Here is a 14,809-nt window from a genome sequence, read left to right on the forward strand (position 1 = left end):
TCGGCAGTATATCGACCTGTATATCGCTGCAAATGGGAAAATTGTAAGGATTATGTAAATTTCCACAAAGCTATCTATAAACCCTTATGGTGCGCATGTAATAGACACATCTTCTTAAAAAATATTAACTTTTTGAAACATTTAACCATAAAAATTGGCAACCTAGCGGCGTGTGGTTGTCATTTGGCTGTCATTAAAACGTCTTAAACTCGACCCGGTAAAAAGGCGCCGATTTCGGCCCGTGTGGTTGTACCGGGAGAGCTGTTATTTATGGCTAGATTTATATCAACACCTTGGAATTCATTGCTCGGACGGCTGCGGTTGTCGATTACGCAGAAGGTAATGCTGGGGCTACTGCTACTGGTGATATGTCTGTTGTTGGGCAGTGTCGCCAATATCTGGGCCTCTCGCCAAGTTCGGCAGCAAGTCACCCGCATGACCGACAACGCCACGCCGTTAGTGTTGAAGGCTAATGCGCTGGCCAAAGTATTGCTCAACGCGGATCGGCAGTTGAAGACAGTTCCTGGGCTCAAAGATGAACATCTGACCATCACCACCATCAACAACTTTGGTGAACTGCAGCAGAATTTTGCTGATGCTCTGGCAGCGCTCAAGCAGATCGCTGGCGACAGTGAAGAGTTACAGTCGTTAATCGCCCCCCTGGATAACCTTGATGAAGACTATTTCAAACAGGGTAAGGCGTTGGGGCAGCAACATCTGGCACAGCTACAGACTCAGCAAAAAATGGACGAGTTACGTCATCAATGGCGCGAAGCGTCGGTTGCTGCCGCCGGGCAGGGCGGTGCCGTGTCACAGCTGCAAAGCCTCATGCTGCAAATCCTCGAAGCTAATGATGATTTTGCTTTGTCCCGCACCCGTGATGCAATACAGCAAGTACCGAACACCGTTACTGAACAGTCACCGTTAACCGCGCTGGCCGCACTACTGATGCAGATGCAGCAGACCCAACAACAGTATGTGACCGCGTCCAATGAGGTGGCCTCGTTGACCGATATGACTGGCGGCAGTATCGATTATGCCACTGCCGTGTTAGGGGCTGTCGATGAAGCGGCACATGCGCGTGTCACTCAAGGCGCAGTGCAAGTCCACAATGCGTTGGCACTAGGCTTCTGGTTATCATTGGGATTGCTGGGCTTTTCTCTGCTGTTAGCACTCGTTATCGCGGTGAATACCTATCGTTCGATCAAACGTCCGTTGGCCGAACTGTTGACAGTACAACGGGCGGCGGTCGCCGGCGATGTTACCCGTAATGTTGAATATCAAAGCCATAATGAGTTTGGCTTGCTGGCAGACAGCACCAACCAGTTACTAGCACATATACGACAATTACTGACGCAGTTAAATGACGGTGCCGGGCAGCTAAAACAAGTGGCCACAGAAAATCGCCATCAGGCGGGTGAAGCGCATGCGGCACTGGATCGCCAACGGCAACAGACATTACAAGTGACGGCGGCGATGACCCAGATGGGCGGTGCGGTACAAGACGTTGCCCAATCAGCGTCAGCATCGTTGGAAAGTGTTCTTACTATGGAACAAGCGGTAAATGTGGGTCGGGAACGGGTAAAGGAAACCATTGCCGGTAGCCGAATCCTGGCGCAACACTTACAGCAAGCCGCGAACTCACTAGCGACAGTAGATAGTTCCTCGCAGCAGATTGGTGGGGTGCTGGATGTGATCAGAGGTGTGGCGGAGCAGACCAACCTGCTGGCACTCAACGCCGCCATCGAAGCCGCTCGCGCCGGTGAGCATGGACGGGGATTTGCCGTTGTTGCCAGTGAAGTTCGTGTATTGGCTCAACAAACTGCCGAGTCGGCTAACATCATCAAAAACATTATCGAACAGTTGCAGTTGGGGGCGCACAACACCGTTAGCATGATGCAGCTGTGCCAGCAGCAGATGGATACCGATCTGCAACAAAGTGCTAAAGCGGAAGCTAGCATGGAAGCGATCCGGCAGTTAATTGCCACTGTCACTGGTAATAGCCAGCAGATAGCCAGTGCTGCGGTTGAGCAACAGAGTACTACCGAGCATATCACCGATAATCTGCAACAGATTGCCGCCATAACCGAAGAAAACTATCACGGGATCAGTGCCTTCGTTAGTGCTAGCCAGTATTTGGAACAGCTAGTTCAGGCACAGAACGCGCGGGTACAACGGTTTCGTTACTAGTTAACCATTTATTAATATTCCCATGCCATCATCGCTTCCCCCAGATTGCTAGCAATCTGGGGTTGGCAGCCGTTTTTTTATCGGTATGATACACATTAATGAAAATCATTCTCATATAAATTATGTCAGGAAGTTGGAGTCAACGGATAAGTTTCCGTATACATCAGTGGTTGGGGTTAGCGAGTGCCCTGGTATTGCTGATCGTTGGTGCGACAGGCGCTTTATTAGCGTTGGAAGACGAGATTACCGCGATGCTGCCGGGCCCAACGGTGGCGGTCAGTGGTCCAGTGCTGCCGATGCCACAGTTGAGTCGGCAGCTAGCGTTGCCGGGCAAAACTTTGCAACGTATTTATCTGGAAGCAGAGCCCCAGTACCCCGGTCGCGCACAGTATCAAGATCGGCAAACTCAGCAGCGTGAATGGCGAATCTTCAATCCCTATAATGGCAAAATTCTGGGACCTCTCCCGGCGGTCAGTAACTTTTTCGACGATGTGATGGCATTGCACCGCTGGTTACTGCTGCCTCATTCAGTCGGTAGCGTCATTACCGGCACGGCGGCGTTGATGGCAATTGGTCTGCTGCTTGCCGGGTTTATTCGCCGAGCGCCAGACCGGTTAACCAATATCAAGGACTGGTTATGGTGGAAACGTGGTAGCAAAGGTCGTTTGGCGTTGTGGCAATTCCATGCGCTGATAGGTACCTGGTTGTTTATCCCGATATTTATCATGGCGCTGACCGGTCCTTGGTTTGCTTTTGACTGGTATAAGAATGGTGTAAAGCAGTGGCTTGGATCACCGCAGCCAACGGCGGTGGCGGACGTTGCCGTGACTCCAAATGCGGATGCGGTTTGGCATAACTTCCTGTCGATTAAACCGGATGGGCATTTCGCCCGCTGGTACTTTCCGGCACAAGCTACCGGCAATGTACGGATCCGTTATCTGGAAGCCGATGCTCCTCATCCACAGGCATTTTCGGTCTTGATCTTTGATGCCGCAGGTAAGCTGTTACAGCAGCAGCGATATTCGGATCTGCATGGCGGGGATTATCTGCTGGCAAACATTTATGCACTGCACACCGGATTATTTTTCGGGTTAACCGGTAAATTACTTTGGTCGTTGGCGGGGCTGGCATTTTCTTCATTTGCCGTGACCGGCGTATGGCTGTTCTTTAATCGACGCGCCCGTCCCAAAGAACAAGCCTCCGGCAGTGCTGAAACGCTGATCGCTTACGCCAGTCAGAGTGGTACCGCAGCCGCTCATGGTCAGCGCCTCAAAAACTGGTTGGAACAACAAGGTGCCGGAGTGCATCTGCGCTCTTTGGCCAACATGCAGCCACAAGACTTGGGTGCTTATCGGCAGGTGCTGGTGCTAGCGTCAACCTATGGCGAGGGGCAGGCGCCCGATAGCGCCATCGCCTTTCAACACCAGTTAGCGACTACCGCATTGGCGCTTAATCATGTGAATGTGGCCGTGTTGGCGTTTGGTGACCGCCAATATCAACATTTCTGTGCATTTGGTCATTGGCTTGCACAGCGTTTCAGTGAGCTGGGGGCTGGCACCTTGCTGCCACTTCAAGAAGTTGACCGCGGCGCCGAGCTAGCTCTGCAACAATGGAATGCGGCGTTGGCACAAAAATTACACCTGGAGCCCTCATCATTAGCGTTAGACAGCTGGCAACAAGCGACCTTGACTGAACATCGCTGCCTTAATCCTGACAGCGGCAGAGAGGTGTACCATCTTGAATTCAAGGTGGATGGCAACTGGCAAGCAGGCGATATTCTTGAGCTATTACCGCTATGGTCAGAGGCTAAAAGCCGTGAATACCTGCGGCAGATAGGGTTGGACGCGGATGCGATGGTCAGCACGCATACTGGTGTCATGCCGTTATGGCAGGCACAGGCACAGTGTCTGGAAGCGTTATCCGTCACTCAGAACAGTTTATCTCCTCAGCAATATGTGAATGCCGCTGCTGCTTTGGCCCCGCGCAGCTATTCTATTGCCAGCATCGATAGCCAGGTACAGTTGATGGTACGTCGGGTGGCCGGGACTGATGGCTGGGAAGGGCGTGCTTCCGGGGCGTTGGCAACTGCTGATGTCGGCAGCAACTGGCAAGTACGATTGAAGCCGCACAGCAATTTTCACCTGCCACAGGCCGATGTTCCACTCATTTTGGTCGGGGCGGGTACTGGACTGGCACCTTATCTCGGCTTTTTGCAGCAACGCCGAAAGCTGAATTATCAAACGCCAGTGTGGTTGTTGTTCGGCGAGCGCTACGCGGAGCTGGATAATTACTACGCGGCGGAATTAACCGGATTCGTTGATGCCGGTGTCATCAGCCATCTGGATTTTGCCTGGTCACGGCCACAAGGCCGTTATGTGCAGCAGTGTCTGCAGGCAGAAGCCGCGCGACTGCAACAGTACTTGGCGTCTGGCGCCCATATTTATGTCTGTGGTGCTATTGACGGGATCGGCGCGGGTGTGCAGCAAGTGTTGCTACAAATTCTAGGTGATAACCTGTTAGATGAGTTGCAACGTCAGGGACGTTATCACCGGGATCTCTATTAATGCTAGGAAGATGGCTGCCATCAGTTGGCAGCCGGTAACTTCATGGATAAAGACAGTGCCGTCTTAAGCCAGTTGTCCATCAGCTGCTGGGCGTCGCTGTCAGGCTTTAGTACCGCCACATGATTGCCATCACGCTGATGACGTTGCATCTGTAGGCTATTCAATTGTGCTGGCCAGTCGGTAGCGATCACCTCATCTTGCGCCGCACTCACCACCAATGTCGGTTGGGCCCAGCCTGCCAGCATCGCTCGCAAATCTGTATCTACATCGGCAATTCTCAGTTGTTGCAACGCCTGCTGTGTTCCCGCATTAATACTGCTGTTGGGGATCAGCAGACTCAAAAACGGATGAAAGGCTCTGGCTGCACCGGGAGCTGCTTGTTTTAACGGACTGCTGGGGGCTAATAACACCAGCGCGTCTGCATTCAGTGCCTTTGCCAGATAAGTGGCACTGATGGTGCCCATTGAGTGTCCGACGATGATCAGTGGTCGCGGTGCATTTAATCCCAGAAACCAGGGCTTCAGGTAATTAACATCCCGCGTACCATAGCTGAAATCACTGACAGAGGTGCTGGCCTGACCTGGCAGATCTGGCATATAAGTGTGAAAACCGCGGCTCTGAAAATAAAAGCTCCACGGCAGCATGTAACTCCAATTGGCGCCATAGCCATGCAGCAATACTACCGTCCCTTTGACGGAAAAGGGCGCTGGCAAAATCTCGGTGTTACCACCAAAGACAATATCCATTGCCGCAAAATTGTTCGGGGGCTGGGCAGTCCACGGTGTACCACTGACATAGTGGATACAGGGCGCCTGACAATTATCGTGGCGCTGTAAATCCACGTTCTGGTAATAATCCTCTGACGCGACAATTTTACTGGGTTGGCGCTGTGGTTCGGCAATCTGATGCGCCACATAGTTGGCGCAGCCACTTAATAACATTAACAATAACAGCGAAAACAGCCGCACGTTCATCTCGGAAGCAGTTCCTTGAGGTTATTTTAATTTTTTCAGATACTGGCATTGCATTTGGGGTATTGCAAGCAGATGAAGCTGTATCTCGCAGGTGAGCCAGTTGTTCGCAAAGTGAAACACTGTCATCTTTCTGTGGAAGGATTTTCATCCTCCTCTGTGCTGGGATTGTGACGCAGAGCAGAGTAGAATACGCGCAACCCTACCGATAAGACTGTCCAGCTGGAGTAACCAATGCTGAAGAAGAGTATGAACATCGCCGACTATGATGCGGAGCTGTTTCAGGCTATTGAAGATGAGAACCGTCGTCAGGAAGAACACATTGAGCTGATCGCTTCCGAAAACTACACCAGCCCACGGGTCATGCAGGCCCAAGGCTCACAGTTAACCAACAAGTACGCCGAAGGCTATCCTGCCAAGCGTTACTATGGCGGTTGTGAGTATGTGGATGTGGTGGAAAATCTTGCCATTGACCGTGCTAAGCAGCTGTTTGGCGCGACTTATGCCAACGTGCAACCCCATTCAGGTTCTCAGGCAAACTACGCTGTGTACATGGCGTTGTTGAAACCCGGTGATACTGTGCTGGGGATGAACCTGGCTCATGGTGGTCACCTGACTCACGGCTCACCGGTTAACTTCTCCGGTAAACTGTTTAACATCATTCCTTACGGTGTCGATGATCAGGGTAAGATTGATTACGCTGAATTGGAAACATTGGCGTTGCAACATAAGCCGAAGATGATCATCGGCGGTTTCTCCGCTTATTCCGGTATCGTTGATTGGGCCAAACTGCGTGAAATTGCTGATAAAGTCGGTGCTTTCCTGTTTGTGGATATGGCCCATGTTGCTGGTCTGGTGGCTGCAGGTGTATATCCAAGCCCAATCCCACACGCACATGTGGTGACGACTACTACGCACAAAACCCTGGCGGGTCCTCGTGGTGGATTGATCCTCTCCGCTGCCGATGACGAAGATCTGTATAAGAAGCTGAACTCAGCGGTATTCCCGGGCAGTCAGGGCGGTCCACTGATGCACGTGATTGCCGGTAAGGCTGTGGCGTTCAAAGAAGCGTTAGAGCCAGCATTCAAAGCTTATCAGCAGCAGGTTGTGACCAACGCCAAGGCGATGGTAGAAGTATTCCTGGAACGTGGCTATAAGATCGTTTCTGGCGGCACTGACAACCATCTGATGCTGGTAGATCTTATCGGCCGTGAACTGACTGGTAAGGAAGCCGACGCCGCCCTTGGTCGTGCCAACATTACCGTTAACAAAAACTCTGTGCCTAATGACCCACGTTCACCTTTCGTGACTTCCGGGATCCGTATTGGTACTCCGGCGATCACTCGTCGTGGATTTAAAGAAGCCGAAGCTAAACTGCTCACCGGCTGGATCTGTGATGTGCTGGACAACGCCAGTGATGAAGCCGTTATTGACACAGTGAAAGGCAAAGTGCTGGAACTGTGCGCTCGCTTCCCTGTTTACGGTTAACCTTTTCAGGCAGATCGATTAAACTGGCATGGCCGCTGCATTCAGCGGCCATTTTTGTTTCTGTTCCCCGCTGGAACAGCCCGGTTTGTTTTGCGCAGGAGGCATAATGCATTGTCCATTTTGCAGTGCGACTGATACCAAAGTGATTGATTCCAGATTGGTGGCGGATGGCCATCAGGTGCGTCGTCGTCGCGAATGCACGCTGTGCCATGAACGTTTTACTACGTTTGAAAGCGCGGAATTGGTAATGCCTCGAGTGATTAAACGCGATGGTTCGCGCCAGCCGTTTGACGAGGACAAATTGCGCGGTGGTATGTTGCGTGCTGCTGAAAAGCGTCCGGTTTCCATCGATAAAATCGAAGAAGCCATCAACAAAATTAAATCGGCGCTGCGCGCCACCGGTGAACGAGAAGTCACCTCTGAGATGATCGGTAATCTGATGATGGACCAGCTGATTGAGCTGGATAAAGTGGCCTATATCCGCTTTGCATCGGTATATCGTGCGTTTGAGGATGTCTCAGAGTTTGGCGAAGCTATCGCCAGTCTGCAGAAGAAGTAATCATGTGGTCGACCATTGATATCACCATGATGAGCCGGGCTATCATGCTGGCTCGTCGTGGCCGTTATACCACCCGCCCTAATCCTAATGTCGGTTGCGTTATCGTTGATGCCAACGGCGTGATTGTGGGGGAAGGCTGGCATCAACGTGCGGGCGGGCCGCATGCCGAAGTCCATGCTTGGCGCATGGCGGGTGACAAAGCGCGAGGGGCGACCGCCTATGTCACGCTGGAGCCGTGCAGTCATTATGGCCGGACACCGCCCTGTGCCAACGGTTTAATTGCGCAGGGGCTGAAGCGGGTGGTGATTGCCATGACTGACCCTAATCCCCAGGTCGCCGGGCGTGGCATCGCCATGTTGCAAGCTGCCGGGATTGACGTTTGCTCAGGATTACTCGCTGATGAAGCGCGCAAACTGAATCCGGGGTTCCTGTCGCGAATGGAACGTGGCCGACCATACGTCACGGTGAAACTCGCGGCGAGTCTTGATGGCAAGACCGCGTTGGCAAATGGCGAGTCCAAATGGATTACCGGGCCAGCGGCACGCGAAGATGTACAGCGACTACGGGCGTTAAGCTGCGCTGTCGTTACCGGCATTGATACAGTGTTGGCTGATGATCCCTCAATGAATGTGCGATATCAGCAATTGGGCTACTTACAGCAGCAACTTGATGAAGATGAACTCATACAACCGCTGCGTGTGGTGCTGGATAGCCGCTGCCGGATGCCGGCGACTGCGCGTATGCTGTCTTTGCCGGGGCAAACTCTGCTGGTCAGTTGTCAGGCGTACCCCGCAGAATTTATGAGAACACTGCCAGCAAATGTACAGTGTTTACAATTACCCGATGTGGCCGGACGCATAGATCTCAGCGCCTTGTTGCAGTATTTGGCAACGAGTTGTAACTCGGTGCTGGTGGAAGCGGGCGCAACTTTGTGTGGTGCATTTATCAGTAATGCGCTGGCGGATGAATTGGTGTTGTATCAGGCACCGAAAATTCTTGGTGCCAGCGGGCGCAACTTGTTGCAACTGCCACAGTATCAACAGTTATCGGACCTCCCATCGCTACAATTAATAGAACAACGTAAAGTAGGTGTCGATAATCGCCTGACGCTGAAACTAGGGGATTAATCATGTTTACCGGAATTATTGAAGCTGTCGGACACCTCAGCCGCATTGAGCGCCGCGGTGATGACATTCGCCTGACGGTAGCCAGTGGCAAGCTGGATCTCAGTGATGTGCAGTTAGGCGATAGTATCGCCACTAATGGTGTATGTCTGACCGTGGTTGAACGGTTATCGGATGGCTATGTGGCCGACATCTCTGCCGAAACCGTGAGTCTTACCGGGTTTGACCGTTATCAAGTCGGGCAGGCCGTGAATCTGGAAAAAGCGGTTACGCCGAGTACCCGTCTGGGCGGACATCTGGTTAGCGGGCATGTAGACGGACAGGCGCGAGTGCTGGAAATCAGTGCTCGCGGTAAGGCAACAGAATATTGGCTGGAAGCGCCGCAAACATTAGCGCGCTATATTGCGCATAAAGGCTCGATTGCCATTGACGGTGTCAGCCTCACGGTCAATGAAGTCAAGGATAATCGCTTCCGTTTGACCATCGTGCCACATACGTCCGGCGAGACGACATTGCCATTACTCAAAGCGGGCGATTTGGTGAATCTGGAAGTGGATCAGATTGCCCGTTATCTGGAGCGGCTGATGCAGCAATCATCAGCAGAAAAGGCTGCCGGTGGTGTGTCGCTGGAGCAGCTCGCCAGAGCCGGATTTATTCGTTAATCAGTGATAATTTTTAACCAAGCACTGGAGCTTGACCGATTACACGTTAGAATTCATCACACTTACTAAACCACGATTTTGGCGAGCCCAATTGCTGCCAAAGTGTGGCTCCTAAAGTCGTATATGGGGTTGTATCATGGCGTTACACAGTATTGAAGAGATCGTCGAGGATTTCCGTCAGGGTAAAATGGTCATTCTGATGGATGACGAAGACCGGGAAAATGAAGGTGATATCATTATTGCCGCTGAAAAAATCACCCCGGAAGCGATCAACTTTATGGCTCGTTACGGCCGTGGGCTGATCTGTCTGACCTTGACCAAAGCACGTTGTCAGCAGCTGCACTTGCCGTTAATGGTAAAAGATAACAGTGCGCCGTTTTCGACTAATTTTACCGTATCCATTGAAGCGGCCGAAGGTGTTACTACGGGCATCAGTGCCCACGACCGCGCGGTAACCGTTCAGAAAGCCGTTGCCAAGCATGCTGAACCAGCAGATATCGTGCAACCCGGACATATCTTCCCGTTGATGGCACAAGATGGCGGGGTGCTGGTACGTGCCGGCCATACCGAAGCTGGCTGTGATTTAGCGCGTTTGGCTGGTTTGGAGCCTGCGGCCGTCATTGTTGAAGTGCTTAACGAAGATGGCACTATGGCACGTCGCCCACAGTTGGAAGCATTTGCCGAGACGCATGGTATCAAAGTGGGCACCATTGCCGACTTGATTGAATATCGCAATAACACCGAAACCACCGTGATTTTGGAAGGTAAATGTAAACTGCCAACCCGTTTCGGTGAGTTTGAACTGCACGCGTTTCGCGACACCATCGATAACCAGTTGCACTATGCGATGGTACGCGGGGAAATTACTGATAACCTGCTGGTGCGAGTGCATCTGCAAAACACTTTCCACGATCTGCTGTATTCCGAACGCGATGAAGTCCGCAGTTGGCCGCTCGATAAAGCCATGGCACTCATTGGTAAGGAAGGCGGCGTGATGTTGCTGTTAGGTAATCAGGAACCGATGAGTGATGTGATCGCCAAAGTCAAAGCATTCGAAGCTGAAGATAAAGGCGAACAAGCGTTACCTCACCGTTCTCAGAAAACTTCGCAGCGGGTTGGTGTTGGTTCACAGATCCTGGCAACCCTCGGCGTCAAGCGCATGCGGTTATTGAGCTCAGTTAAGCGTTATCATTCGCTGGGGGGGTTTGGTCTGGAAGTCACCGAGTATATTCCGGATGACTCTGACAGTAATTAAGTGATTATTTGTTAAAACTCAGCGGCGCGGGCACGGATTGCATGCTATTATAGCGCCGATTTTTGCCCTTAATCGGGTGCTCTTTAGTTTAGTTAGGTAACGACATGAACGTGGTTCAAGGTAATATCGAAGCAAAAAATGCCAAAGTGGCGATTGTTGTGTCCCGCTTTAACAGTTTTATTGTGGACAGTCTTTTGGAAGGTGCGCTGGATACGCTCAAGCGCTTTGGCCAGGTGAGTGAAGACAATATCACTGTGGTTCGGGTTCCAGGAGCTTATGAGTTGCCCTTGACTGCCCGCCGGGTTGCCGCCAGTGGAAAATTTGACGGTATTATAGCGCTGGGTGCTGTGATCCGTGGTGGCACGCCGCACTTTGATTTCGTTGCCGGTGAATGTAACAAGGGCCTAGCACATGTTGCGTTGGAATTTGATATTCCGCTGGCCTTCGGGGTACTGACTACCGACACCATCGAGCAGGCGATTGATCGCGCCGGTGTGAAAGTCGGCAATAAGGGCGGAGAAGCAGCGCTGAGTCTGCTGGAAATGATCAACGTGCTGCAACAGCTTGAACAACATCTGTAACAGGAACCACCATGAAACCTTCTGAACGCCGCAGAGCCCGCCGGTTAGCGGTACAGGCCATGTATTCATGGCAGTTAAGCGGGAACAATGTTGCCGATGTTGAGCACGAATTTCTGACTGAACAGAATATCGATGGGGTCGACGTGCCCTATTTCCGCGAGCTGTTTGTGGGCGCTGCTGGCAAACATATGGAGTTAGATCAACTGATCATCCCGCATCTGGAACAACGTCCGCTGGATGAAGTTGACCCGATAGAAAAAGCGATTCTGCGCTTGGCCACTTTTGAACTGAAATATCGTAAAGATACGCCATTCAAAGTGGTGATTAATGAGGCCATAGAATTGGCCAAGACCTTTGGTGCGGAAGACAGCCATAAGTTCGTTAACGGCATCCTGGATAAGCTGGTTAACAGCAAGTAATTGCGGGACTCGATAAACGGTATCTGCGGGTACCGTTTTTTCATTGCCAGACGGGAGGCCGAAAGCGGCCAGAGTAACAATGAAAGAATTCCAACTAATCGAACATTACTTTACCGGTCAAAGCCAGCACCGCAAGGATGTGAAACTGGGCATTGGCGATGATTGTGCACTGGTAAAACCCACCGAGAATAAATTATTGGCAATTTCTACCGACACCTTGGTAGAAAATGTGCATTTCCTGCCGCAAATGCCTCCCCAGGCATTAGGTTATAAAGCATTAGCCGTTAATCTGTCGGATCTGGCGGCAATGGGCGCCGAGCCCGCCTGGATGACGCTGGCGCTGACCATGCCAACCGCTGATGATGTCTGGCTGCAAGCATTTGCGACCGGGTTGTTTGAAGCCGCTGATTATTACATGATCTCCCTGGTGGGCGGCGATACCACCCGAGGCCCCAAATCTATCACTATTACCGTGCATGGACAGGTGCCGGAAGGCAAAGCGATTACACGTAGTGGTGCTAAGCCAGGCGACTGGATTTATGTTACCGGCAGTCTTGGCGATTCGGCCTTAGGGCTGGATATCTTGCTGGGGAAACGCGAAGTCAGCAGTGAACATCGGGATTATCTCATCAATCGTCATTATCATCCGTCGCCACGCGTGCTGGCCGGGCAATCACTGCGAGGGCTGGCCTCCAGTGCTATCGACCTGTCGGATGGACTCAATTCCGACATTAAGCATATTCTTAAAGCTTCGGGCGTCGGGGCAGTAATTGATGTGGAAAAGTTGCCGCTGTCACCTGCGATGCGTGACAGTGTAGCGCTTGAAACTGCCATCAATTATGCCTTATCAGGCGGTGAAGATTATGAACTGTTGTTCACCGTGCCAGAAGCGCAACGGGGCGCATTGGATACGGCCTTGAGCCATGCCGGCGTGCGTTTTTCACAGATCGGTCAAATTCAGGCGCTAAATAAGCTTAAATTGCAGTTCCGTGGTGAAGAATTTGTACCTGCCCCTATCGGATTCGAGCATTTTCAATGAATTTCTTTTCAAAAGACAAGGCCTTAGCAGCGTTAAGCTTGCGTAACCCCGTGCACTTTCTGGCGCTCGGGTTTGGCAGTGGGTTGGCGGCAGTAGCTCCGGGGACATTTGGGACTTTGGCGACCGTTCCCTTGTATCTGCTGCTCAGTCTGTTGCCGTTGCCAATGTACGTGATAATCACCATCCTGGTGTGCGTTGCTGGGGTTTATATCTGTGATAAAACCTGTCGCGACTTGGGGGTGCATGACCATAAGGCGATTGTGTGGGATGAAGTCGCCGGTTATCTGCTGACCATGTTAGCGGCACCGCATGGGTGGCAGTGGCCGATTGTGGGATTTGTCCTGTTCCGTTTCTTCGATATTGTGAAGCCCTGGCCAATTCGTTGGTTGGATAGAAATGTCAAAGGCGGCTTGGGCGTGATGGCCGATGACGTATTGGCAGGCATCATTTCCGGTATCATTCTGCAGCTGTTAGTCCGCGCTTTTTCCTGAATTCTCCAGGGGGATGTCTGCTGGCATCACCCTGTCTCCCATTCTCTGAAGTTCTCCAGCCAATTGCTGTGTGGCAAAAACTACTATGCTTAGGTTATAGCGTTTGGAGAAGCTGCTATGACCTTGATACGTCTTTTGTTATTGCTGCTGAGCATGACATCTTTACTGCTGGCACCGGTGGCCGTAGCCCAGGTATCCAATACTCGCCCGCAGGTGGTGTTGTTGCAGGTGCAGGGGGCGATCGGCCCAGGTGTCAGTGATTACCTGCATCGGGCACTGGCGCTGGCAGCCATTCGCCCACAAAAGCCGGAATTGGTGCTGATCACACTGGATACGCCTGGCGGCTTAGTCTCCAGCTTACGCGATATTAATCAGGCCATTTTGGCGTCGCCGGTCCCTGTGGCTTGTCTGGTCTATCCTTCAGGCGCGAGAGCGGCCAGTGCCGGTACTTACATGCTATATGCCTGTCATGTGGCGGCGATGGCACCCGCAACCAATCTTGGTGCGGCTACTCCCATTCAGTTGGGCGGCGCTGAGTCCAAACAAGATGACGCGACACCTTCCAGTGCTGAGAAAAAGATGCTCAATGATGCTATCGCCTATATTCGCAGTTTGGCGCAGCTGCGGGGGCGTAATGCCGAGTGGGCGGAACAGGCAGTGCGAGACGCGGCGACACTCACAGCAACTGAAGCATTAAAGCTTGGGGTGATTGATTACATTTCCATATCGCCACAGCAACTGCTGCTCCAACTTGATGGGAAACAGCTACAAACTGCCGCCGGGTCCGTGTTACTGCACACCGCTAACGCTGACCTTATAGATCAGCGTCCCGATTGGCGCACCCGCTTTATCAATGCCATCACCAATCCTAATATCGCCTACATTCTGATGCTGGCAGGCATTTATGGGTTGGTTCTGGAATTTTATCATCCAGGCGTTGGGATCCCCGGGGTGGCCGGTGCCATCTGTATGTTGTTGGCGTTATACGCGTTCCAGCTATTGCCAGTGAATTATGCCGGGGTGGGGCTGTTGTTACTGGGTATTGCCTTGCTTATAGCTGAATCACTGGTGCCGAGCTTTGGCATTCTCGGTTTTGGTGGCGTAGTGTCGTTTGTTCTCGGTTCCATCTTTCTGATAGACAGTGACCTGGAGGCATACCGTATCGCCTGGCCGGTCATATTTGTGCTGGGGCTATTGAGTGTGCTGTTTTTTGTGGTGTTGCTGACGTTCATTCTTCGGGCCAGACGCATGGCCTTAGTCTCTGGCCTGGATGCCATGATTGGCGCTTATGCAAAAGTAGAATCGGGGTTCCCTGGCCGCGGCCAAGTATTGTTTATGGGGGAGCGTTGGCAGGCTGAATGTGACATGCCTTTGCAGCCAGGCCAGCAAGTGAGGGTAGATGGTATCAGGGGTTTGACATTACATCTGTCACCCACGAGCGATAGCCAGAGGAGTCAGCTATGAAT

13 protein-coding genes are annotated in these 14,809 nt (G+C 52.0%); 12 read left to right on the top strand and 1 reads right to left on the bottom strand.

The annotated features are described in order from the left end of the window. Positions 1-270: 270 nt before the first annotated feature. The gene (locus tag KDN34_RS04655) at positions 271-2,190 is read left to right on the top strand and encodes a methyl-accepting chemotaxis protein (RefSeq protein WP_212595754.1); all 1,920 of its coding nucleotides are present in this window, start codon (positions 271-273) and stop codon (positions 2,188-2,190) included. A gap of 122 nt (positions 2,191-2,312) precedes the next feature. After that, positions 2,313-4,754 (top strand): PepSY domain-containing protein, encoded by a 2,442-nt coding sequence (locus KDN34_RS04660; RefSeq protein ID WP_212595755.1) that lies wholly within the window; start codon positions 2,313-2,315, stop codon positions 4,752-4,754. Positions 4,755-4,774: 20 nt separating this feature from the next. Here KDN34_RS04660 and KDN34_RS04665 read toward each other — a convergent pair whose 3' ends face one another. Then, a complete protein-coding gene (locus KDN34_RS04665; RefSeq protein WP_212595756.1) occupies positions 4,775-5,728 on the bottom strand; it encodes an alpha/beta hydrolase in 954 nt (317 codons plus the stop codon). Positions 5,729-5,959: 231 nt separating this feature from the next. Between KDN34_RS04665 and glyA the strand changes: the two genes are divergently transcribed. The 10 genes from glyA (at position 5,960) to KDN34_RS04715 (ending at position 14,807) form a co-directional block, all read left to right on the top strand. Further along, positions 5,960-7,213 carry a serine hydroxymethyltransferase gene (glyA, locus tag KDN34_RS04670; protein WP_212595757.1) on the top strand — a complete coding sequence of 418 codons (1,254 nt, stop codon included), beginning with the start codon at positions 5,960-5,962 and terminating at the stop codon, positions 7,211-7,213. Between the two features lie 106 nt (positions 7,214-7,319). After that, complete coding sequence (nrdR, locus tag KDN34_RS04675) at positions 7,320-7,772, top strand: transcriptional regulator NrdR (RefSeq protein WP_133039304.1); 453 nt, start codon at positions 7,320-7,322, stop codon at positions 7,770-7,772. Positions 7,773-7,774: 2 nt separating this feature from the next. After that, positions 7,775-8,899 (top strand): bifunctional diaminohydroxyphosphoribosylaminopyrimidine deaminase/5-amino-6-(5-phosphoribosylamino)uracil reductase RibD, encoded by a 1,125-nt coding sequence (ribD, locus tag KDN34_RS04680; protein ID WP_212595758.1) that lies wholly within the window; start codon positions 7,775-7,777, stop codon positions 8,897-8,899. A 2-nt stretch (positions 8,900-8,901) separates the two neighbouring features. After that, positions 8,902-9,558, top strand: a complete 657-nt coding sequence (locus tag KDN34_RS04685) for a riboflavin synthase (protein ID WP_212595759.1) — start codon at positions 8,902-8,904, stop codon at positions 9,556-9,558. Positions 9,559-9,694: 136 nt separating this feature from the next. Then, positions 9,695-10,813 (top strand): bifunctional 3,4-dihydroxy-2-butanone-4-phosphate synthase/GTP cyclohydrolase II, encoded by a 1,119-nt coding sequence (gene ribBA / locus KDN34_RS04690; RefSeq protein WP_212595760.1) that lies wholly within the window; start codon positions 9,695-9,697, stop codon positions 10,811-10,813. Positions 10,814-10,917: 104 nt separating this feature from the next. Further along, positions 10,918-11,394: a 6,7-dimethyl-8-ribityllumazine synthase gene (gene ribH, locus KDN34_RS04695; protein ID WP_212595761.1), complete on the top strand. Its 477-nt coding sequence runs from the start codon at positions 10,918-10,920 to the stop codon at positions 11,392-11,394. 11 nt (positions 11,395-11,405) lie between these two features. Continuing rightward, the gene (gene nusB / locus KDN34_RS04700) at positions 11,406-11,813 is read left to right on the top strand and encodes a transcription antitermination factor NusB (protein WP_212595762.1); all 408 of its coding nucleotides are present in this window, start codon (positions 11,406-11,408) and stop codon (positions 11,811-11,813) included. A gap of 79 nt (positions 11,814-11,892) precedes the next feature. Next, on the top strand, positions 11,893-12,852 hold the full coding sequence (thiL, locus tag KDN34_RS04705; protein WP_212595763.1) for a thiamine-phosphate kinase: 960 nt from the start codon (positions 11,893-11,895) through the stop codon (positions 12,850-12,852). Then, positions 12,849-13,343 (top strand): phosphatidylglycerophosphatase A family protein, encoded by a 495-nt coding sequence (locus tag KDN34_RS04710; RefSeq protein ID WP_212595764.1) that lies wholly within the window; start codon positions 12,849-12,851, stop codon positions 13,341-13,343. Before thiL ends, KDN34_RS04710 begins: the two co-directional genes overlap by 4 nt. A 117-nt stretch (positions 13,344-13,460) precedes the next feature. Then, the gene (locus KDN34_RS04715) at positions 13,461-14,807 is read left to right on the top strand and encodes an NfeD family protein (RefSeq protein ID WP_212595765.1); all 1,347 of its coding nucleotides are present in this window, start codon (positions 13,461-13,463) and stop codon (positions 14,805-14,807) included. Positions 14,808-14,809: the final 2 nt, after the last annotated feature.

It is taken from the genome of Shewanella yunxiaonensis (genome assembly GCF_018223345.1).
Classification (GTDB): Bacteria; Pseudomonadota; Gammaproteobacteria; order Enterobacterales; family Shewanellaceae; genus Shewanella; species Shewanella yunxiaonensis.

Coding starts and splice junctions, on each gene's coding strand:
- ribBA (WP_212595760.1), top strand. CDS start 9,695: ATGGCGTTACACAGTATTGAAGAGATCGTCGAGGATTTCCGTCAGGGT.
- glyA (WP_212595757.1), top strand. CDS start 5,960: ATGCTGAAGAAGAGTATGAACATCGCCGACTATGATGCGGAGCTGTTT.
- nusB (WP_212595762.1), top strand. CDS start 11,406: ATGAAACCTTCTGAACGCCGCAGAGCCCGCCGGTTAGCGGTACAGGCC.
- KDN34_RS04655 (WP_212595754.1), top strand. CDS start 271: ATGGCTAGATTTATATCAACACCTTGGAATTCATTGCTCGGACGGCTG.
- ribD (WP_212595758.1), top strand. CDS start 7,775: ATGTGGTCGACCATTGATATCACCATGATGAGCCGGGCTATCATGCTG.
- KDN34_RS04715 (WP_212595765.1), top strand. CDS start 13,461: ATGACCTTGATACGTCTTTTGTTATTGCTGCTGAGCATGACATCTTTA.
- KDN34_RS04685 (WP_212595759.1), top strand. CDS start 8,902: ATGTTTACCGGAATTATTGAAGCTGTCGGACACCTCAGCCGCATTGAG.
- ribH (WP_212595761.1), top strand. CDS start 10,918: ATGAACGTGGTTCAAGGTAATATCGAAGCAAAAAATGCCAAAGTGGCG.
- KDN34_RS04665 (WP_212595756.1), bottom strand. CDS start 5,728: ATGAACGTGCGGCTGTTTTCGCTGTTATTGTTAATGTTATTAAGTGGC.
- thiL (WP_212595763.1), top strand. CDS start 11,893: ATGAAAGAATTCCAACTAATCGAACATTACTTTACCGGTCAAAGCCAG.
- nrdR (WP_133039304.1), top strand. CDS start 7,320: ATGCATTGTCCATTTTGCAGTGCGACTGATACCAAAGTGATTGATTCC.
- KDN34_RS04710 (WP_212595764.1), top strand. CDS start 12,849: ATGAATTTCTTTTCAAAAGACAAGGCCTTAGCAGCGTTAAGCTTGCGT.
- KDN34_RS04660 (WP_212595755.1), top strand. CDS start 2,313: ATGTCAGGAAGTTGGAGTCAACGGATAAGTTTCCGTATACATCAGTGG.